Below are 21,753 nucleotides of genomic sequence, written 5' to 3'. Positions count from 1 at the left end.
AATTTTGTCTTCCAATATTGATGAGCCGTTATCCTACAACACTTACCGAAAATTCAACTCTTTTTAGCAGTTTTTTTATTGTTACATTGTTTCTTTTCGACTTGAGAACTAGCGTAATAATATTGAATTGATCTTAGTCAGCGTTCTCTTTTTATTGATCCAAATCAATACTCAAAGTTGGTGGTTCTCGTTAAATACGCCACAATATCTAGTGTTAGTTAAACGATAAGTCGCTCTATATAGTGTGTTTGTGGATAAGTCTGTGAATACCTCAAGAGTAAGGAGAAGTGGTGAAATCAATCGTAATCAAGCGTGATGGCTCAAGGGCTCCATTCAGTAGAGATCGCATCCAAGCTGCAGTGGAAGCAGCATCAGACAAAGCCGATAAGGAAATTGCTATTTATGCACTGAATGTGGCATTAGCAGTTGAGTTGAAGCTCGAAGACTACGATGAAGTTCATATCTCTGAAATTCAAACTATGGTCGAGAACGAGCTAATGCAGGGACCTTATAAGTCTCTGGCTCGTGCCTACATTGAATATCGTCATGACCGCGACATCGCACGTGAAAAGCAAAGCGCTTTAACTCGTGAGATCGAAGGTTTGATCGAAGAAAGCAATGTGGATCTGATCAATGAGAATGCCAACAAAGACGGCAAAGTTATCCCAACTCAGCGTGACCTGCTGGCGGGTATCGTGGCTAAACACTATGCGAAAACTCACATTTTGCCACGTGACATCGTACAAGCTCATGAGTGTGGTGACATTCATTACCACGATCTAGACTACGCACCGTTCTTCCCAATGTTTAACTGTATGCTTATCGATCTGAAAGGCATGTTAACGCATGGCTTCAAGATGGGTAACGCAGAAATCGACACGCCTAAGTCTATTTCTACGGCGACAGCGGTAACAGCACAGATCATCGCACAAGTGGCGAGCCACATTTACGGCGGTACTACAATTAACCGTATCGATGAGGTTTTAGAACCTTACGTAATGGCGAGCTACGAGAAGCATTTATCATTAGCGAAAGAGTGGGACATTCATAGCCCAGAAGCTTTTGCTATCTCTCGTACAGAGAAAGAGTGTTACGACGCATTCCAATCTCTGGAGTACGAAGTAAACACGCTGCACACAGCTAACGGTCAAACACCATTCGTGACGTTTGGTTTTGGTTTAGGCGAAAGCTGGGGTTCAAAACTTATCCAGCAATCTATCTTGAAAAACCGCGTTGCAGGTTTGGGTAAGAACCGTAAAACAGCGGTATTCCCTAAACTGGTTTTTGCAATCAAAGATGGTTTGAACCACCAGAAACAAGATCCAAACTACGACATCAAGCAATTAGCGCTTGAGTGTGCGTCTAAGCGTATGTACCCAGACATTCTTAACTACGACAAAGTAGTAGAAGTGACAGGGTCATTTAAAACGCCGATGGGCTGCCGTAGCTTTCTGAATACATACGAAGAAAACGGTGAGTTGATTCATGAAGGTCGTAACAACCTAGGTGTTGTTAGCTTGAACTTGCCACGTATTGCGATTAACGCAAAACAAGATATGGCTAAGTTCTACGAGCTGCTTGATGAAAAGCTCAAGCTTGCTCGTCGTGCATTAGAAACTCGTATCTCTCGTCTAGAAAACGTGAAAGCACGTGTTGCTCCAATCCTATATATGGAAGGTGCATGTGGCGTTCGCTTGAAAGCAGATGACTCTATTGCCGATATCTTCAAGAACGGCCGTGCTTCTGTTTCTCTTGGTTACATTGGTATCCACGAAGCGATGACAGCTCTTTACGGTACCGACGTTCACTTGTACGACGATGGCGAAATGCGTGCTAAAGCGCTTGAGCTGGTGGAGTACATGAAGCGTGAAGTGGAATCTTGGACCAAAGAGACTGGTTACGCGTTCAGCCTGTACGGCACACCAAGTGAAAACCTATGTAGCCGTTTCTGCAGCATCGATACCAAAGAGTTTGGTGTGATCGATGGCGTAACGGACCGTGGTTACTACACAAACAGCTTCCACTTAGATGTGCAGAAGAAAGTGAACCCATACGACAAGATCGATTTCGAGATGCCTTATCCTGAAATCTCTAGCGGCGGTTTTATCTGTTACGGTGAGTTCCCGAACATGCAGAAGAACATCGAAGCACTAGAAAACGTATGGGATTACAGCTACACGCGTGTTCCTTACTACGGTACGAATACACCGATTGATGAGTGCTACGAGTGTGGTTACAACGGTGAATTTGATTGTACAAGCAAGGGCTTTACGTGTCCTAAGTGTGGCAACCATGACTCAACCAAAGTATCGGTAACACGTCGTGTTTGTGGTTACCTAGGTAGCCCAGATGCACGACCATTTAACTTCGGTAAGCAAGAAGAAGTTAAACGCCGCGTGAAGCATCTCTAGTCAGCTCTAAGATCATTAGCTTACTTAGAAGAACTAGGTTTCCAAGAAATAAGATTGGTATCGGCGCTATGTCGATACCAATACTTTCGCTTCAGCTGTGACAGCACTTCACTTCAAACTATTAAGTAATAACGAGCTTTCAATACTGCCTTATGAATTATCATCAATACCACCCAATCGACGTTGTAAACGGCCCTGGCACACGTTGCACCTTGTTTGTGTCAGGTTGTGTACACCAGTGCCGTGGGTGTTATAACCAATCGACGCAAAGGCTGGATTCTGGGCATTTGTTCACTCAAGAACTTCAAGACCACATTATTGCTGATCTGAATGATCCGCGAATCAAACGTCGTGGCTTGTCGCTATCTGGTGGTGATCCTCTACATCCTGCGAACGTGTCTGAAGTACTCAAGTTGGTTCAGCGTGTAAAAGCGGAATGTGAAGGCAAAGATATCTGGATGTGGACGGGGTACGAGCTAGACGAATTGGATGAAAAGCAGAAGCAAGTATTGGAATACGTTGATACCTTGATTGATGGTCGTTTTGAGCAAGACAAAGCGGATCCGATGTTGGATTGGCGTGGTAGTTCAAACCAAATCATCCATCGATTTACTGATATATAACGGTTGTCGTGACTTAGCACACTCGTAAAACGAAAAAGGGCGTCATGGTAGTGCAATGCAACCAATCGGCCCTTGGGTGTGAGTTCTTTTCGTTTATTCGCTTAAACTGCCATTCAAGCAGTGACCTTATCGGGCTCTTCTATTAAGTTGTTGATCCATTTCTTAGAGTGAATCCTCTGGCTGGTTAAAGCTATCTTCGCTAACTCCTCCAGTAACACAATCATCAACACCCATTCTAAAGACCAGCCCAGCACCAAAGCGGTGAAATAGGCGAGGGGAATGCCAATTGCCCACTGGCCGAATATGTCGATGAAGATGCTGTAATTGATGTCTCCACCACTTTTTAACACACCTCCGATACCAACCATGTTGAATACTCTCAATATCATCCCAGCCGCCATAACTAACGCGACGTTGACCGCTGTATCTTTGAGTTCCAGATGCGTGAAATCGATTAACTGAACAATGACTGGCTTGGCGATAAAACACAGCGCTGCCAATAGTGTCGCAAGCGCACAACTCACAAGTACATAGCCCCAAGCGGTGTTTTCAACACGTTGATAATTCTTCGCACCGATCTCATTGCCTAGAATGATCGAGGCGGCAACGGCAAAGCCTAAGAAGGCTGAAATTAAGATACTTTCCACTGGCGATAACAAAGAGATGATCGCCAGTTCGCCAACGCCAATCTGACCAACAATGACGTTGTATATCAGTATCCCGCCAGCCCATGCCGTATCGTGAACTAACATAGGAATAGCAATCTTAAAGTACTTCTTTCTGTGCTTAGGTAAGATTGCGTCACGCCAACTCTCAATTGTAGGGAATAGATGCGCGTAATGTTTTCTCGCCATAACAAGCAATGCAACCGTCTGAAAGATTCGAGAAACTGTGGTGCCAATCGCTGCGCCAACCACGCCGAGTTCTGGGAAACCGAACAGTCCGAAGATCAGCAGCGCATTGAGAATCGCATTAACGATGATTGCCCAAATACTGATCTTGGTGGGCAATTTGGCTTCACCAACCGATCGCAATGCGCTTTCTAACGGCACGACGATCGCGGTACCAATAAGGCTGGCTCCTGTTATCCAAAGGTAATCCGTTGCCAAGCGGACGTAATCAGGGTCTGAGGCCACTACAGACACGACTGATTCAGGAACCAATGTGTAAATCAAAACAAAAGGGATGATGGCAAAGATAGACAACGCCCAAGATTGCGACAGGACACGTCGAATGCCATTGAAATCGCCCGCTCCAAAATATTGCGAAGCTAGCACACTGACGGCACCGCTGATTCCGGAAACCATGATCAAGTTAAAGAAGAAGATACGGTTGCCAACGCCCACTGCTGCGGTTGCTGCATCACCAAGCTGATTGACCATGAAAATATCGACCACGCCGAGCAATGAAAACAACATGGTTTGCAGTGAGACAGGTAAACCGATGTGTAATAGCTTTTGCCAAAATTCTTTGTCTAAATGACGATATGTCGAGAGCATCGCATTTCCCCTCTAGTGAATATGCGAGAAGTTTATCGGCATTTGTTTTAGCTGTATTGTTCAGGTTCATCACAAACTTTTGTCAAACTATCCACTTTAGTGGTTTGGCAACATGAACGAGTTAGCAGTGGAATGAGTGAAAAACAAGAACGGTACGAGATCTCTGAAAAGACGCATCAAGAGTTTGTCGATCAAAGCCATGTATTGGCATTCGAAGAGCTAGGTATCGTTCAATGTGGAACGTGCATGAGCTAGCAAACCTATTCCTGTGTTCAGAGCCGCACTTTCATCGCTTGTGCCAGCGTTATTATTCTCATAGCCCGATGACTCATATTATGCGTATGAGGATGGAGTACGCAGCAAGGCTGCTCAGGTCAAGTGATTGGTCGATTCAACACATTGGCGAGATAGTCGGATATCCAAATGCCGCTAACTTTAGCACTCGGTTTAAGGCGTGGTCAGGAATGACACCAAGACAATTCAAACAGAGTGCTCAATCTTAATAGGGCATATGGCAACATAAGACGTATCGACACATAGAAATAAAGCGCTTTGAATTGTGCAATGGGTCATTAGGTGTTTGAAATTTGCACTATTTATCCGTTTGAAACGACCAATCTCTGATTACTTATGGTAACTAAGCGCTTCTATTAAAAAATGTTTCTGATTTTAGTACGAAAATGTTAACGTGAAATCCATTACTTGAATTTCAAAGGGTTGTGACTTTCATGTTTTCACATCTACCAAAACCAACTTTAGATCCAATTCTATCTCTTTCTGTTGCTTACCGCGGCGATACTCGTACTGACAAAGTCGATCTAGGCATTGGCGTTTATAAAAACGACCAAGGCGAAACTCTGATCATGAAAGCCGTGTCTAAGGCTCAAGATATCGTTGTTGAGACTCAGAAAACCAAAGCTTACGTTGGCCTAGCAGGCTGTGAAGAGTTTAATCAGAGCATGGTTGATCTGCTGCTTAAAGGGACTTCTGCAATGGATCGCGTTGCAGCGATTCAAACACCGGGTGCAAGTGGCGCACTTCGTATGTTGGGTGACTTAATGAAAGTTTCTCAACCGGACACCACAGTTTGGATTTCAAACCCAAGCTACGTTAACCACAAACCTGTGATGGAAGCGGCAGGCTTAAAAGTTCGCTACTACAATTACTTCAGTCCTGAAACGAAGCAAGTTGATACTGCAAAAATGTTGGATGACCTTTCAAAAGCGGGTCCATCAGACGTGGTACTACTGCACGGTTGCTGTCATAACCCAACGGGTGCGGATATCGATTTTGAAGCGTGGCAGGAAATCACTAAGTTATCGCAAAAGAATGGTTTCTTACCGTTCGTTGATATTGCTTATCAAGGCTTTGGTGATGGCCTAGAAGAAGACGCGAAAGGTCTTCAACATATGGCGAACAACGTTGAAGAGATGTTAATTACTACCTCTTGCTCAAAGAACTTCGGTTTGTACCGTGAAAGAACGGGCGCTGCGATTGTGATTGGCAAAAACAGCGAACACGTTGGCAACGCAAAAGGTAAGCTACTGACGCTTGCGCGCTCAACTTACACTATGCCGCCAGATCACGGTGCAGCTTTGGTGAAAACAATTCTTCAGAATCAAGAGTTAACAACGATTTGGAAGCAAGAATTGAGTGAAATGCAGCAACGTCTGTTAAATCTGCGCCAAAGTTTATGTGATGAATTGCGAAATACTTATAACACGTCACAATTTGATTTCATTGAAAGCCATAAAGGTATGTTTACTGTACTAGGCTTTAAAGAAACTCAAATGAATCAATTACGTGAAGAATATGGCATCTACGGTGTTGATGATGGACGCATCAATATTGCAGGTCTTTCTGAATCCCATATTCCTTATGTAGCAAAAGCGATAGCCAACGTATCAAAATAGAAGGTGACTGAATGTATAATTGGAAAGCGATTATTACCCTAATGTTAAGTGGCGGCTTGTTTGCTTGTTCGACGACGACTCAAGTTCCTGTCGAGCCAGAGCAAAAGCCTCAGATTGAACAACCTGTTGTAGATGACTCTTCAAAAACTGACGCAACAGAAGGCGAGAAAGTAACGGAACCTACAGAGAAGCCTGAAGAAGTAAAACCAACTGAACCAGAAGTGAAACCTGCACCTGTTGAAAAGCCAGTAGAGAAAGTTAGAAAAACAAGTGACGGAAAACTGATTCTTGGTGAAGAAGAGTGGGTGTTTGTTCCTGGGTTAAAAGAAGCATTTAAAGCACGTGTCGATACAGGCGCGACAACCTCTTCAATCAGTGCTGTTGATATTGTTGATTTTGAACGTGACGGCAAAGACTGGGTTAAGTTCAAGATTGAACACGACGGCATTACAACTGAAGAGATCAGCTTACCAGTAGAACGCTGGGTTAAGATCAAGCAATCAAGTGCTGAAGGTACACAACGACGCGCTGTTGTTGTTGCTTCGATTCAAATTGGCGATCTAAAAGACAAAACTGAATTTACGCTAGCCGACCGAACGCATCTTTCTTTCCCACTTCTGTTGGGTAGAAGCTTCTTTAGAGATGTTGCGGTTGTCGACGTGAGCAAAAAATACGTTCAGAAGAAAATCACTAAATAGATTTAAGTTTATGAGTTCTGACTCAATCTGACGTTTCTGTTTTGATAAATTGAATCCCTGCTGATGGAATTAGCGGGGATTTTTTCTATTTATGGCGTAATAACCGACGAAATGCATTTAATTGTCCATTGTTCGCTATCCGTTCACTGTTTAACCTCGACAATGTGATCCTGATCTCTATATAATCCGCGCTTCGTTTTATGTTTAATCCATACTTTCGTACTTCTTATTTAGGCACGTCTTTTTGCCTAATAATTATCTGTCAGTACACGCTTAGGAATTAGTTCTTTGATATCTACCGCGAACATCACAATGCAATTTGGCGCAGAGCCGCTGTTTGAAAACATCTCTGCTAAATTTGGTAACGGCAACCGCTATGGTTTGATCGGCGCTAATGGTTGCGGAAAATCAACGTTCATGAAAATCCTAAGTGGCGCACTAACGCCAAGTTCGGGCAACGTTTCTATCACTCCAGGAGAAAAACTGGGTGTTTTGAGCCAAGATCAGTTCGCATTCGAACAATACAGCGTTATCGACGTTGTAATCATGGGCGACAGAAAGCTGTGGGAAGTAAAACAAGAACGTGACCGTATTTACTCTTTGCCAGAAATGAGCGAAGAAGACGGTATGAAAGTCGCTGAACTTGAAAGCGAATTCGCAGAAATGGACGGCTACACAGCAGAAAGCCGTGCGGGTGACATCCTGATTCAAGCGGGTATCGAGGAAGAGTTCCACTTTGGTCTGATGCAACAAGTTGCTCCGGGTTGGAAACTACGTGTGCTATTGGCACAAGCGCTGTTTGCAAACCCAGATATCTTGCTACTTGATGAACCAACCAACAACTTGGACATTCATACGATCAACTGGCTGGCTGAAGAGCTAAACCAACGTAAATGTACAATGATCATCATCTCGCACGATAGACACTTCCTGAACTCTGTATGTACGCACATGGCGGACATCGACTACGGTGAGCTACGTATTTACCCAGGTAACTACGAGTACTTCCTAGAAGCGTCTGGCTTGATTCGCGAACAACTTCTAGCAAGCAATGCTAAGAAAGCCGCTGAAATCAGCGAGCTGCAAGACTTCGTAAACCGTTTTGGTGCTAACGCATCTAAAGCGAAGCAAGCAAGTTCACGCGCTAAGAAAATGGACAAAATCACGCTTGATGAAGTGAAATCATCGAGCCGTATGAGCCCATCAATTGATTTCGGTGAAGGCAAGAAACTGCACCGTCAAGCGCTTGAACTTCAAGAACTTGGTCACGGCTTCGATGGCGAAACACTGTTTGCTGGTGGTAATTTACTGCTTGAAGCGGGTACACGCCTTGCGGTTATCGGTGAGAACGGTGTGGGTAAAACCACGCTGCTACGTTGTCTCGTTCAAGAGCTAGAGCAGAACGAAGGTATCGTTAAATGGTCTGAAAATGCTTCTGTAGGTTACTGCCCACAAGATAGTACTAAGGACTTTGATAACGACCTGAGTATCTTCGATTGGATCTCACAATGGCGCACAGCGAAGCACGATGACCTAATGGTACGTGGCATTCTTGGTCGTCTACTGTTTACAGCTGACGATGCGAATAAGAAAGCTCGTAACTGTTCTGGTGGTGAGAAGAACCGTCTGTTATTCGGCAAGCTAATGATGCAAGACATCAACGTACTTGTAATGGACGAACCAACCAACCACATGGACATGGAAGCAATCCAAGCCCTAAACGATGCACTTAAGGTTTACACTGGCACGCTTATCTTCGTGAGCCATGACCGTGAGTTTGTATCTTCATTGGCAACACATATCATTGATGTGAAAGACCAGCAGCTAGTGAGCTTCCAAGGTACTTACGAAGAGTACCTAGATCATCAGAAAAAGATGTTGATGGTTAACCTATAACAGTTAACGTTTCATCGACATGAGAATATAGAAAGCCCCCTGAACACATAAGTGGTCGGGGGCTTTTTGTTTGGGCCAGATCTAAATACCTAACTAGTATTTGAACAACTGTACTTGGGTGTTCAACTGTTGGGCGATGCCACGCAGTTCTTCAGAAAGTTGACGAGAGTTATCTGCCTCAGTCGACATGTTGTCTGACACATCATTAACTAACTGAATGTTCTTGCTCACTTCTCCAGTTACGGTTCTTTGTTCAGACGCCGCATTTGAGATGTGTGAGGCCATATCCGAGATCTGTTGGATCGACGTCGCGATCTCTTCTAATGCTGTCGTCGCGTTGTTTGCATCATCTACACTGGATTGTGCTAAATCTTGGCTGCGCTGCATGGACTCCACAGCACTCACGCTGTTCTTTTGCAGAGTCTCAATCATTTCGCGAATCTCGTCAGTTGAACTGTGCGTACGCTGAGACAGCACGCGAACTTCGTCAGCCACTACCGCAAAGCCACGACCTTGTTCGCCCGCACGTGCTGCTTCAATAGCTGCATTCAAAGCGAGTAGGTTGGTTTGTTCTGCAATGTCTGAAATTGTTGCCAATATCGCATTGATATCCAGCGCATTTTTCTCAACTTCTTGAATGATCCCTGATGCGTTCTCAACTTGCTGGGCGAGGTTGGTGATCGAATCTTGGTTACGAATGATCACTTGCTTGCCTTGTTCACAGTTTTCCGTAGAACCGATCGCGGAATCGGCCGTCATTTGAGCGTTGTTTGCCACTTCTTCTGCCGTTGCTGACATCTCGTGTACCGCCGTGGCAATTTGCGAAATCTCATGAAGTTGCACCGATAAGCCTTCACTGGTTTGGCGCGCAACATTGGTACTGACTTCGGATTGCTGGTTAAGCTGATGAGAAGAGTCAGCAATATCACGCACGATCTCTTGAAGCTTAGCGATGAAGGCGTTGACGTGATGCGCTAACGTGCCAATTTCGTCTTTGCTGTTTACCGTAATGCGCTGTGTTAAGTCACCATCACCTTTAGACAGTGCTTCCATCGCCGAGCTTAGCGTCGTTAATGGTGCCAGCGCCTTCTTGATGATAAACATTGCCACAAAGGCGATAACGGCAAGTTGTATAAGGCCAAAGATCGCCGATTGACGAAGCAGTGAACGGTAAGAGGCAAAAGACTTGGTTTTATCGATAACAACCGTGAAATACCAATCGGTGTGTGGGACTTTCTGTGCCGAGAGTAGAGATTCCGCACCGTCGATTGTCAGTTCTTCAAATTCTGGGTCACGAGCGAGTGATTGAATCTTTTGAGCTGATAGGTTGCTTGAAATGTTTGAAACCGATTTAAGCGTTAGATTGCGATCCCTATGGGCAACGATATTACCTTCGCCATCGACAAGAAATGCGTAAACACCAGGCTGCTCGATACTTACGACATCTTTGATCAATGTATTGAGATTAAGGTCTGCGCCAATAACGCCGGAATAACCGTTAGTGCTAAATGGGCTAGCGATGGTGACCACAAGGTCATTGGTTGCCACATCAATGTAGGGTTCAGTGACTACGGTTTGCCCCGTTGCCATTGGTTTTTTGTACCAATCACGGGTACGAGGGTCATAACCTTGAGGCACCGGCAAGTCTACACCTTGTAGAAAGCGGCCATCAGAAAGACCAGCATAAGCAATTTGGAATTGACCTGCGTTGGTGCTCTGCGTGAAGTAACTGGTTGGGTCATCGGTGTATTTGAACGCATCTTTGGCGGCGTTAACCACGTTGATACGTCCTGCAACCCATTTTTCAATACCTGATACATTGGCATTGGTTAGGGTTGTCGAATACTGCTGAATAGAGCGGTAGGTTTCGTTAAGAAGTTGCTTCCCTGTTATATATGTTTGAATCATTGTCATCGCGAAAATAACGATGACAAACATCAATGTTAATTTATTCTTGATTGAAATGTTGCTAAAACCCATTTACGGTACTTCACTCTGTTTGAATTTTGGAAGAGAGTAGCAGTACGTCGTACTACCGTAAAGTGGTTTTATCAATTACCTTTTATTAATAAATTTGTTATATAAAAATAACTTTAAAACAAAGATTTAGTGCGGAGAAAAATCGAAAGGATTTTAGGTTTTTGTCTCAAAAAGATCGAAACAAAACAGGGGATAATAAGAGGGTAATTAAGGCTAATCAGTATCAAAATCGATTAGCCTTGAAGTCTGGCACAGTAAGTTAACTGTAACTAAATCAGTTACTTACCATGTTTGAACTGTTTATTGGTTCTAGAAACCGAATCGAGCTGACATTAGGATTTGGTGACCGTAAGTACCATTGTTTCGCATATCTAGGCCAACAGAAAGTTGATCAGTAGAGTGGAAACGCGCACCAACACCAACAATTGAACGAGTGTCGTCGTTGTCGATCAGCTGACCTAGACGTGCGTTAACTTCAACGTTCGCCATTAGCCAAGCTCTTAAACCGATGTTGATTTCAGTTTTAATATGGTTATCGTCATTACGTTCAATGTTGTGTAACAGCATTTGACCAGTAACGTCAGCAAATTGATTAATTGGACCGTTAAATCCCATACCGACAGCCGCATCCCAATCGCTCTCAAACTCAGAATCGATACGTGCAACAAAGTGAGAGTTCTGGGTGAACATTGTCGTCACTTCACCACCGAAAGTACTCGGGCTTGTACCCATGCGTAGCTCGAATGTGTTGTAGTTAAAGTTGTTTGCAGACGCAGAGAATGAACACAGTGCAGCTAACCCCAGAAGGACAGTCTTGTTTGTGCGACCTAGCATGGTGACTCCATATAAATTGTATTTTCGGCAGTATATACAAAAAAGCCTGCAATATGCAGGCCAATTTATTGAAGCTCGTTATTTAAAGCGAGATCTTTGAGTTTTGAAGCTTACAACACTTGAATGTGGTCAACTTCGATCTCTGGTGTTTTACCACCTTCGTACTCACCGAAGATACGAACTTTAGTATCTGCCGTTAGCGGTTGTGCTAGGTGGATATCGTCATCCAGCTCAATTTGAATTTCGCTTTGGCCGTCAGAGAAGATAAACGTGTCATTCTTAAGCTGACGAACAATCTTACCGTCTACAATTGCGTCCTGCTCTGAGAACATGCTTGTGTCTGCAAGCAGTGTTGCAACAGATACGGTTTCAATTGGTCCTGTGTAAGCAATAGGGCTCTCGTGTTTGTTGCTGTTACTGTTTGTGTTGTTATGGTGGTCACCAGCCATTGCGAAAGTAGGAGCAAGAATAATAGTGGTTGCGATAGCTAATACAGTTTTTTTCATGATGAATCCCTTAATGTTGTTTTTGTTAGAAACGTTTTTCTGAATTTGAAACATTTCTTTTTGTTAGTAAGTTTTTTGTTGATGCGCTTATTTTCGTTTGTAAGCTGCGTTTCGATGGAGCTATTAAACAACACTAGGGTTGAATCCAGAGTGAGTAAGGTATTCATTTTCCATTCATTTTATTGAGCATCTACTCGGCAATGGCGTTAAGATGGTGGAAGTAAAAGAATGCCTATCGCTATAAATTGAATAAAACATTAAGGATTGAAGTACGAATGCGAGCACCATTAAGCGCCCTTATGGTTCAAGGGACAACGTCAGATGCCGGAAAAAGTGTTTTGGTGGCAGGTTTATGCCGTGTATTGGCCAGAAAAGGCATCAAAGTGGCACCATTCAAGCCACAAAACATGGCTCTAAACAGTGCAGTGACAAAAGATGGTGGTGAAATTGGTCGCGCGCAAGCGGTTCAGGCGCAAGCTTGCAATATCGAACCGTCGGTTCACATGAACCCTGTATTGCTCAAACCAAATTCAGACACGGGTGCACAAGTGATTCTTCAAGGTCGTGCCCTGAGTAATATGGAAGCGACGGGTTATCACGATTATAAGAAAGTCGCGATGAATACAGTAATCGATTCATTTGACCGACTTTCTGCTGAATACGAAAGCGTGATGATTGAAGGTGCGGGCAGCCCAGCTGAAATCAATCTACGTGAAAATGATATCGCTAACATGGGATTTGCGGAGAAAGCGGATATCCCAGTCATCATCGTGGCTGATATTGACCGTGGCGGCGTGTTCGCGCATCTCTACGGCACATTAGCTTTGTTATCTGAATCTGAACAAGCTCGCGTCAAAGGCTTTGTGATTAACCGTTTTAGAGGCGATATCGCGTTGCTTCAATCGGGTCTCGATTGGTTAGAAGAGAAAACCGGTAAGCCAGTAATTGGCGTATTACCATACCTGCATGGTTTTAACCTTGAAGCGGAAGATGCGATTACGTCTGCTCAAGAGTCTGATGGAGAAGCTAAGCTTAAGGTCGTGGTTCCGGTGCTAACCAGAATCAGCAATCACACGGACTTTGATGCACTAAGGCTCAATCCTTCGATTGATTTACGTTACGTTGGCAAAGGCGAGCGTGTTAACAACGCGGATTTGATCATCCTGCCGGGTACAAAGTCAGTAAGAGCCGATTTGGATTACCTAAAAGAGCAAGGTTGGGATAAAGATATTCAACGTCACTTACGTTTAGGTGGCAAAGTGATGGGCATTTGTGGTGGTTACCAAATGCTAGGAAACATCATGCACGATCCCGATGGTGTCGAGGGCGAACCTGGTAGTAGTGAAGGGTTAGGGTATCTTGATACTGAAACGACCTTAACGCAGCAGAAAACCTTAACTAACGTGCGTGGCACCATGACGCTAGATGGAAAAACAGCACAAGTAAAAGGTTACGAAATTCACGTAGGTAGGACTGATGTCAATGAAACGGCTTCACCGGTTCAGTTAGAATCAGGCAACCTTGATGGCGCGGTAAATCAAGACAACTCGATTTTTGGTACTTACCTGCATGGCGTATTTGATAACAGTGATGCGTTATCTTTGATCTGCGAATGGGCAGGAGCCAGTGATGTAACCGCGATTGACCATGAACAACTTAAAGAGTTGGGTATTAATCGAATCGCTGATGCTATCGAAGAGCACTTAAATCTTGATTTGCTTTGGCCTGAGCTTAAAGCCTAGGTTTGAACTGGAAATATCGGTTAAGAAATCAAACGAACAATAGATAAGTGAGAACAATGAAAAAGCTAGTCACCCTTGTCACCTTAGCATTAACGGCTTCGTTGAGCTCGACTCATCTTTTAGCGGCAGAAAAGCTACGAGTTTACGCTGCATCGTCCATGACCAACGCGGTTAACCTATTAGTTGAAGAGTTTGAAAAGAACCATACGGTTGATGTTATCCCTGTGTATGCCAGCACATCATCTTTGGTGAGACAGATTGAAAGAGGGGCTCCAGCAGACATTTTTATCTCAGCCAATGAAAAATGGATGACGCATTTAGTCGACCGGAAATACGTTGCTAGTGACAATGTCACGAATTTATGTGAGAACGAGCTTGCGCTGATTGCCCCTAAAGGTTCTTCTGTATCGTTGGATCTCTCACAGGGTGACCAATGGACTAAACTACTGACGAATGAAAGACTTGCAGTAGGCAACACAATGTCGGTTCCTGCGGGTATCTATGCGAAAGAAGCATTAGAAACGTTAGGTGTATGGGATGATGTGAGCACTCGATTAGCACCAAGTAACAATGTTCGTATGGCATTGGCTTTAGTCGAACGCAGTGAAGCGAAACTCGGTATTGTCTACAAAACCGATGCGCTGCTCTCTAAAGAAGTGAATCTAATAGAGACGTTCCCGTCTGATTTGCATACTCCAATACGTTACCCTGTAGCGAAAATGAGTGACAAAGTGATTGCAGAAGAGTTCTATACTTTCCTAGACACAGAAAAAGCGAAGGACATTTTGAACAGTTTTGGATTTGAAGTGCGTTAAATGAGTTACTTATCGGAATACGAATACCAAGCCTTAATGCTGAGCTTGAAAGTTGCTGGGTTTGCCATCTTATGGTTGATTCCTATCGGCATTGGCTTAGCGTGGCTGCTTGCTAAGAAACAATTTGCTGGCAAAAGCATTGTTGAGAGCATCGTGCATCTGCCTTTGGTTCTTCCGCCAGTGGTCATTGGCTATTTGTTGCTGGTGATGATGGGCAGACAAGGCATCATTGGTTCTTGGCTCAATGAGGTGTTTGGTATTGTATTCAGCTTTAGTTGGAAGGGAGCGGCATTGGCGTGTGTTGTTGTCGCGTTGCCCTTAATGGTTCGCTCTATCCGACTCAGCCTAGAAACGGTCGACAGCAAATTGGAAGAAGCGGCAGCCACATTAGGCGCGTCGCCTATTCGCGTGTTCTTCACAATTACATTGCCTCTTATGATCCCAGGGATCATTACTGGCACCATGCTTTCTTTTGCAAGAAGCTTAGGTGAGTTTGGCGCGACGATCAGTTTCGTTTCAAATATCCCTGGTGAAACCCAAACCATTCCTTTGGCTATGTACACCTTTATTGAAACCCCTGGTGCAGAAATGGAAGCGGCACGTTTGTGTATGATTTCTATTGTGATAGCGCTGGGATCATTGATGCTCTCTGAATGGCTCAATAAGAAGTCGGCACAACGACTAGGAGGTAATGCATGAGTGCTTTGATCCTCCAATACCAACAACAGCTTGGCGAAACTTTCTTCGATATCGACTTATCACTACCAAGTAGCGGTATTACGGCTATTTTTGGTCGTTCTGGTGCGGGTAAAACATCTCTTATTAATGCGATTAGCGGTCTTAAACAGCCAGACAAAGGTTTGATCAGCGTATCAGGTACGACCTTATTTAATAGTGACAAGGGCATTAACTTGCCGACTCACAAACGTAATGTGGGTTATGTGTTCCAAGAGTCGCGATTGTTTCCACACATGAAGGTGTCAGCGAACCTCAAATACGGAATCAAAGGCGTTGATAAGGGGCATTTTGAGCAAATCGTGTCATTGTTGTCTTTGGGCTCATTACTTGATCGTTATCCTGCACGTTTGTCAGGTGGCGAGAAGCAACGTGTGGCGATTGGCCGTGCTTTGTTGTCTAAGCCGAGTATTCTGTTGATGGATGAGCCTTTAGCCTCTCTCGACTTACCTCGTAAGCGTGAAGTGATGCCGTTTTTGGAGAACTTATCCGAAACCGTTCAAATCCCAATTATCTATGTCACGCACAGTCTTAATGAGATCTTACGCTTGGCGAATCACTTGGTCATTATCGATCAAGGCAAAGTGATTTCTTCGGGTGTCACGGAAGAAGTATGGGCATCAAGAGCGATGCAGCCTTGGCAATCCTTCTCGGAACAAAGCTCGTTGTTTGAAGCGACTCTCGCAGACCACAATGATGATTATGCGCTGTCTCGATTAACGCTTGGAAAATCGACGTCATTATGGGTTCAGAAGGTATCGAGTGAAATAGGTGCGACAGTTAGGCTGCAAGTTAGGGCAAATGATGTCTCAATCACGCTAGAACAGCCGCAAGGCACATCTATACGTAACATCCTTCCTGTGACCATTAAAAGCGTAGAGACTCACCAGCAGGGCACGAACAAGCAGAGTGTGGCCGTTGAATTAGAGTTGGAGCCTGGATGCTACTTATGGGCAACCATCACTCTGTGGGCATTGGACGAACTTAATCTAGAAATTGGCCAACGCGTTTATGCGCAGATCAAAGGTGTGAGTGTTGCTCAACGAGATATCGCGGTGACACATTAAATCTGACAAGTTCTGCATTTCGATATTGTCGTGATGTCGTCGGTCCTAGGCTCTGAAAATACGATCTTTATTCCATGAATGGAGACATGCGTCATTTTTATACGGTATAACTGCCAGTTTTGAGCCACACTGTATGAGTGCAAAGTCATATTATTTATGCAATGGCTTAACGAGGTGAAATATCGATGAGTAAACAGATAATTGACGAAGAGAAAAAGCAGCAGGTACAAAAAAGCCGCTTGCTGAAGCAACATGCGGCTTAGTCATCAGTATTACTGTTGGCGCTAGCCTAAAGTTAGGCGCTTAGCGACTTACTTAGTAAAAACTTCTTTAAAATCACGCTTCAAGATAGCATCACGACGAGCTTTCTTGATTTGCTTAGCCATGTCTTTTACGCAGTTATGTAAAATTTGGTCTAGCAGTTGAGCTCGGTACTCTTCTTTCTCTTCGTCAGTCATGCCTTCTGGAAGTTTAAGAGTAGGGAACTCTTCCATCATGTTTACGCCAGCAAAAGCTTGGCTAACAGAGATTAGAGCGTGGAATTGCTCGAAGTTGTCCAAAACATTTTGTGCGCTTGCTGGAAGGCTGCTCCAAGTTTCACGCACTGCTTCTTCAGACACCTCATGAATAGAAGTAACCATGTTGTGCATCTCTTTAGGCACTTCATCAAATTCGATAACTTGGCGAAGCTCTGGCGAGATAGTGGTTAAATCGATTTCTTGTACTTCGTTGTTTGTAGCGTCTGACATAGTATTTCTCTTTAAAAAGAAACAATGCTAAAAAGATCTGTAAAAAAGTCAATATAATATAGAGATTAGGGCATGATTTAAGCCCAAATTTGAGCTACTGTGAATATTCAACACTAGATAAAGGTGATGTGATGATAGAAAAGGGATCTTCGATGCGCATATTGCTGGTTGATGATGTTCAACTAGACAGGATGCAACTTGCTATTCGACTCAAACAACTGGGTCATATCGTGGAAGCTGTCGGTAGCGGAAAAGAAGCCCTGAACGTTTATTCTGATTTTGATCCTGAACTTGTTTTACTCGATATTAGCATGCCAGACATGGACGGTTTTGAGGTCGCTAACGAGGTTCGCAGAAAGTTTCCAGAGTGGGTGCCTATCATCTTCTTGAGTGGTCATGAAGAACCAGAAATGATCGCCAAAGCGATTGATGCTGGTGGTGATGATTACCTTATCAAGCCGGTCAATAAAGTGGTCCTCAATTCTAAGTTGATTGCGATGCAACGCATCGCGCACATGAGGCGTGAGTTAAAACAAAGTACCGCGAAACTCGAAGAACTCAATATCCTCCTGCAACAACAAGCCAACGAAGACGGCTTAACCAAATTATACAACCGTCGATATATGGATACTAAGCTTGAAGAGAGCATTGCGTGGCACGGAAGACGTAATATATCCATGACTGTCATACTTCTAGATGTAGACTTCTTTAAACCTTACAACGATAATTACGGCCACATTCAAGGGGATAAGTGCTTACAAGGGCTTGCCAATACCTTGAAACAACTGTTCGTTCGTGCGGGTGAGTTTGTTGGCCGCTACGGTGGTGAAGAGTTTGTTTTGATCTTAAGCGACACGGACAGCGAAGCCGCCAAATTGCACGCGACTCGAGTAAAAGAAGCATTGCATGAGATGAACTACGCCCATGAGCACTCCACCGTATCAGATAGGGTGACAGCGTCACAAGGTGTACTCTCATTTGTTCCTGAAGGTGACGAGTCCATCGCTTCTATATACGAAAAGGTTGACCAAGCTCTTTACCAAGCAAAGCAAAGTGGCAGAAACACCTTCATACAACGCAATATTTTGGAGCTTGCTCGTTAGTTAGCGAGCTCTTTTAGAAATTTGAATTTATACTTCTATTAGCGTTTGAGCTAGGAAGTACTTTAGTGATAAGAGAAATGCCACATTCAAAGCCATTTTCTTTGGCGAATACATGTCGGACACTGGTTGTCCCTGTATTCTGTTTACTTGTTCCTTCCGTAGCTTCTGCAGATACGATATCTGATCTTGTCCGCAAGGAGATTGAGCGAAATTTTGCAACCAGCGTGCTTCTTAACGACACCGACGTATTTACTTTTGGTATCAATAACTTTGATCCAAACGAAGTATTTCGCCTAGACAATGATGACATTGGCTCGAGTGATTCGGTAAGCAGAAGACAAAATATGGCCTCTCTCAGCCTACCTTATACTTTCAAATTACCCGCCACTATTGAAGATAACCATCAAGAGGTGACGCTACGTCTGTCTGCATTGCGCACAGAGAATGAAGTCAACTATTCATCAGCGTCCGTATCTGATTTTCAAAAAGAGACAGTCATTTCGGGGTATGTTGAGTTTTCGAATGTCGCCCAATTAGATGAATACTGGAGCTTTCATTCTGGTATTGGCAATCACATATCATATTATCGCAATGAATACGATTATCGCGGTAATGTACCCCAGCCTTTGGTTGATGCGATTGATGGGGTTTATCTCAATACTGACGCTTGGGCTTATATAGTAGAACCTAAGATTAAATTGATCTATGAAGACAAGAATAATTGGGGCAAATATAAACTCAGCACTAGTTGGCATTATTTCAACGGTGTCGGTTGGGGAGACGCCAATAACGGTAATGTAGGCCACCCGGAAGGTTGGTACATCGCCAATGAAGCGAAGATCTTTTATGACTTAGTTCGTTGGGATAAGAACATTACGTCCATGTATTCGAGCATCAAGAGAATTGATATTGGTGGTGATACCGTCGTGCCTATGGGTACAACGTCGTATTACGAGGGCAGTGTAGGCTGGCTGCTTAACCCAAACCTATTTAACGAATGGGTCGATAATGTGGGCATTGGCTTTACGATCAATTACGGAAGCAGTTTGAAAGGCGGGAGCTTGGTGATCTTCTTTAACCAAGATTAAACAATTACTAAGTGCCACCAAGCATAAGCTGCTTTACAATGAATAGTTTGCCGTAAGTGACTCGATCTTTTAGCTATAACGTTAACTGTTAACGCACAGTTTGTTTCGGCCGGTTTCTTTGGCTTTGTAGAGCGCGTTATCGGCAAGCTTCAACACTTCTTCAGGGTGTCTGGTGGTTGTACTATCAGACAGTCCAATACTGATAGTCACATTCACCACTTCATTTGGCTTGCCATTCTTGCCACGTTTTTTCATTCCTACTTCATGGTCATCAGGGCGGTCGTTTGTATTACGAATGATCATGTCGTAATTCTGAATCTCAGAAATCAAAACTTGCAGATGCTCTTTTACTTGATCGGTGTGCTTACCTTTGAAAATGATCGTGAACTCTTCACCACCATAGCGATAAGCTTTCGCACCGCCAGTTGTTTCTCTCAATATGCGAGCGACTAGCTTCAACACATCGTCGCCAATGTCATGCCCGTAGGTATCGTTAAATTTCTTGAAGTGATCGATATCGACCATCGCCATTGAGTACTTACGCCCTAAGTGTTTCATGTCCACTTCTAAAGCATGACGGCCAGGGATGTTAGTCAGTTGGTCATTAAAGGCCATGTCGTGGCTTGCAGACATCACGTAGATGATAATCAAGGTCCCTGACAGAGAAAACATAGTGCTTGAGATGTACTGCACGTCAAAAAAGATGAATGTACATGACGCGAGTAAAATAGCGCTGTAGACCACCACATCGATCGCTCGGTTGTACACTAGAACCAAAATCGAAGTTAAACCGAGCAAGCATAGGCTATAGAGAACCAATACAAAGGGCAGTTTTGAGAAATCCCTAACAATGAACAGAATCCCTTCGCTCCATGATTCAAAACCTCCGGCATGGAAGTGAGACACTATCAGCTGCGCCCAAACCATAAATAGAACAAGAACCAAGGCATATAGAAACATCGACTTTGAGTTAACGCCGTTATCGGGGAAGGCATACACCAGTAAGCAGGTAACAGGTACTAGTGCTGCAAGCAACGAGAGCTCTAATAGTGTTGTCCCAGTATTGAGAGGCGTTTGTAAGCGAACTTGGATGATCAGGTAGGCGAGCAGCATGGTGACAGACACCATAGCCATTCGACCTTGTTTAAATGTGTGGCACAGTAAAACCGCAACGCTCAATAAAATATATGGGAGGTTGCTAGCAAACCCTAAGTTTGAATCCGTCACAAGAATGACGTTGTTCATACCTGCAAGTAAAATTGCTAGAAGGAGTAAAGGGAAGCAAAATCGAAACATGCTCGACGTTACAAAAGATGATGCCATTTATGTGGTGAGCCTAACTATAATGATGATCTTATTAATTAATACTATACGTAGGATACGGTTAAACAAGCGATTGCCAAGCATTTTGCTTAAATGAGAGTAAAAACATAGCCATAGGTCGCTATTGGTGCAACCATTTTTATATGTATTTGAGTTGCTATTAACCATAGAACGAACTACACAGTATATATGAGAAATTAATTAGTCGTTATAGATACTTAACAAAACCTAGGTGGTTTGTACTTAATGGTTACATGATGAGCAACAAGCAAGAAATGTAATTCTGTAATGAAGTTCGAGTAAGGTTTGTAACGGCGTTACAGTGAGTTTTGCGATTAGGTTGTTCATTGTTCAGTACTAGGTCATAAACAACCGCTACAAATGGAGGTGTAGTATGCAAATAAGTGTGGATGTACACAACTATATGGAAACTTTGGTCGGCCACGTTCTGGCTACCGAGGAATATGTGTCTAGTTATACCAACGAACAGTTGGCCGATCTTGCGTGTCTGGCTTTAGGTCAGCTTAAACCAATCTACATTCGTTTCGATATCGATTTTCTTTCAGCGCTGCCCGAAGACAAATTGGTGCTCTACAAACGTAATAGTGAGATTGCGGTCAAAAATGCAGAAAGTATGATTATTGACGATCGAAGACGTGAACGTAACGACAATGTGCCCGTTATATTTAGTCAACACAATTTTGATGATGACGTAGAATTGCAATGGTATGAAAAGCCATTGTTGAACCGTAAACAGTCATGATAGTTTAG

General features: G+C 43.7%; 18 protein-coding genes and 1 pseudogene. 13 read left to right on the top strand and 6 right to left on the bottom strand.

Going from position 1 to position 21,753, the window contains the following annotated elements; genetic code table 11:
- Nucleotides 1–290: 290 nt before the first annotated feature.
- Both nrdD and nrdG read left to right on the top strand, forming a co-directional pair.
- Nucleotides 291–2,411: an anaerobic ribonucleoside-triphosphate reductase gene (gene nrdD, locus L0992_17185; protein XGB69775.1), complete on the top strand. Its 2,121-nt coding sequence runs from the start codon at nucleotides 291–293 to the stop codon at nucleotides 2,409–2,411.
- Nucleotides 2,412–2,563: 152 nt separating this feature from the next.
- Nucleotides 2,564–3,034, top strand: coding sequence for an anaerobic ribonucleoside-triphosphate reductase-activating protein (gene nrdG / locus L0992_17180; protein ID XGB69774.1), 471 nt, complete (start codon nucleotides 2,564–2,566; stop codon nucleotides 3,032–3,034).
- Nucleotides 3,035–3,147: 113 nt separating this feature from the next.
- Here nrdG and L0992_17175 read toward each other — a convergent pair whose 3' ends face one another.
- Nucleotides 3,148–4,533 carry an MATE family efflux transporter gene (locus L0992_17175; GenBank protein XGB69773.1) on the bottom strand — a complete coding sequence of 462 codons (1,386 nt, stop codon included), beginning with the start codon at nucleotides 4,531–4,533 and terminating at the stop codon, nucleotides 3,148–3,150.
- 132 nt (nucleotides 4,534–4,665) lie between these two features.
- Between L0992_17175 and L0992_17170 the strand changes: the two are divergent.
- The 4 genes and pseudogenes from L0992_17170 (at nucleotide 4,666) to L0992_17155 (ending at nucleotide 9,040) form a co-directional block, all read left to right on the top strand.
- A pseudogene (locus tag L0992_17170) lies at nucleotides 4,666–5,036 on the top strand (helix-turn-helix transcriptional regulator).
- 225 nt (nucleotides 5,037–5,261) lie between these two features.
- A complete protein-coding gene (locus L0992_17165) occupies nucleotides 5,262–6,446 on the top strand; it encodes an aspartate/tyrosine/aromatic aminotransferase (GenBank protein XGB69772.1) in 1,185 nt (394 codons plus the stop codon).
- A gap of 11 nt (nucleotides 6,447–6,457) precedes the next feature.
- Entirely contained in the window at nucleotides 6,458–7,144 is a 687-nt protein-coding gene (locus L0992_17160) for a RimK/LysX family protein (GenBank protein XGB69771.1), read from the top strand.
- A gap of 312 nt (nucleotides 7,145–7,456) precedes the next feature.
- Nucleotides 7,457–9,040, top strand: a complete 1,584-nt coding sequence (locus L0992_17155; protein ID XGB70368.1) for an ABC-F family ATPase — start codon at nucleotides 7,457–7,459, stop codon at nucleotides 9,038–9,040.
- A 93-nt stretch (nucleotides 9,041–9,133) separates the two neighbouring features.
- On the opposite strand, the gene L0992_17150 is transcribed toward L0992_17155, so the two are convergent.
- From L0992_17150 to L0992_17140, 3 genes are all read right to left on the bottom strand, one after another.
- Nucleotides 9,134–10,948 carry a methyl-accepting chemotaxis protein gene (locus L0992_17150; protein ID XGB69770.1) on the bottom strand — a complete coding sequence of 605 codons (1,815 nt, stop codon included), beginning with the start codon at nucleotides 10,946–10,948 and terminating at the stop codon, nucleotides 9,134–9,136.
- Nucleotides 10,949–11,329: 381 nt separating this feature from the next.
- Complete coding sequence (locus L0992_17145; protein XGB69769.1) at nucleotides 11,330–11,854, bottom strand: hypothetical protein; 525 nt, start codon at nucleotides 11,852–11,854, stop codon at nucleotides 11,330–11,332.
- 110 nt (nucleotides 11,855–11,964) lie between these two features.
- Complete coding sequence (locus tag L0992_17140; protein ID XGB69768.1) at nucleotides 11,965–12,360, bottom strand: NirD/YgiW/YdeI family stress tolerance protein; 396 nt, start codon at nucleotides 12,358–12,360, stop codon at nucleotides 11,965–11,967.
- Between the two features lie 275 nt (nucleotides 12,361–12,635).
- Between L0992_17140 and L0992_17135 the strand changes: the two genes are divergently transcribed.
- Genes L0992_17135 through modC form a run of 4 tightly spaced genes read left to right on the top strand, consistent with a single transcriptional unit; the run spans nucleotide 12,636 to nucleotide 16,719 of the window.
- Nucleotides 12,636–14,102, top strand: a complete 1,467-nt coding sequence (locus L0992_17135) for a cobyric acid synthase (GenBank protein XGB69767.1) — start codon at nucleotides 12,636–12,638, stop codon at nucleotides 14,100–14,102.
- 56 nt (nucleotides 14,103–14,158) lie between these two features.
- Nucleotides 14,159–14,917, top strand: a complete 759-nt coding sequence (modA, locus tag L0992_17130) for a molybdate ABC transporter substrate-binding protein (GenBank protein XGB69766.1) — start codon at nucleotides 14,159–14,161, stop codon at nucleotides 14,915–14,917.
- Nucleotides 14,918–15,616, top strand: a complete 699-nt coding sequence (gene modB, locus L0992_17125; protein XGB69765.1) for a molybdate ABC transporter permease subunit — start codon at nucleotides 14,918–14,920, stop codon at nucleotides 15,614–15,616. It begins immediately after the preceding gene.
- On the top strand, nucleotides 15,613–16,719 hold the full coding sequence (gene modC / locus L0992_17120; protein ID XGB69764.1) for a molybdenum ABC transporter ATP-binding protein ModC: 1,107 nt from the start codon (nucleotides 15,613–15,615) through the stop codon (nucleotides 16,717–16,719). Before modB ends, modC begins: the two co-directional genes overlap by 4 nt.
- 311 nt (nucleotides 16,720–17,030) lie before the next feature.
- Here the strand turns inward: modC and L0992_17115 are convergent, their stop codons facing one another.
- Entirely contained in the window at nucleotides 17,031–17,468 is a 438-nt protein-coding gene (locus L0992_17115; protein XGB69763.1) for a DUF3069 domain-containing protein, read from the bottom strand.
- Nucleotides 17,469–17,599: 131 nt separating this feature from the next.
- Between L0992_17115 and L0992_17110 the strand changes: the two genes are divergently transcribed.
- Entirely contained in the window at nucleotides 17,600–18,571 is a 972-nt protein-coding gene (locus L0992_17110; protein XGB69762.1) for a diguanylate cyclase, read from the top strand.
- 77 nt (nucleotides 18,572–18,648) lie between these two features.
- On the top strand, nucleotides 18,649–19,659 hold the full coding sequence (locus L0992_17105; protein ID XGB69761.1) for a Solitary outer membrane autotransporter beta-barrel domain: 1,011 nt from the start codon (nucleotides 18,649–18,651) through the stop codon (nucleotides 19,657–19,659).
- A gap of 81 nt (nucleotides 19,660–19,740) precedes the next feature.
- Here L0992_17105 and L0992_17100 read toward each other — a convergent pair whose 3' ends face one another.
- A complete protein-coding gene (locus L0992_17100; GenBank protein XGB69760.1) occupies nucleotides 19,741–20,982 on the bottom strand; it encodes a GGDEF domain-containing protein in 1,242 nt (413 codons plus the stop codon).
- A gap of 394 nt (nucleotides 20,983–21,376) precedes the next feature.
- On the opposite strand from L0992_17100, the gene L0992_17095 reads away from it, so the two are divergent.
- Nucleotides 21,377–21,745, top strand: coding sequence for a late competence development ComFB family protein (locus L0992_17095; protein XGB69759.1), 369 nt, complete (start codon nucleotides 21,377–21,379; stop codon nucleotides 21,743–21,745).
- Nucleotides 21,746–21,753 lie beyond the last annotated feature (8 nt).

Origin of the sequence: Vibrio pomeroyi (assembly GCA_041879425.1) — a bacterium.
Classification (GTDB): Bacteria; Pseudomonadota; Gammaproteobacteria; order Enterobacterales; family Vibrionaceae; genus Vibrio; species Vibrio pomeroyi_A.
This window is presented reverse-complemented; position numbering and strand designations above follow the sequence as displayed.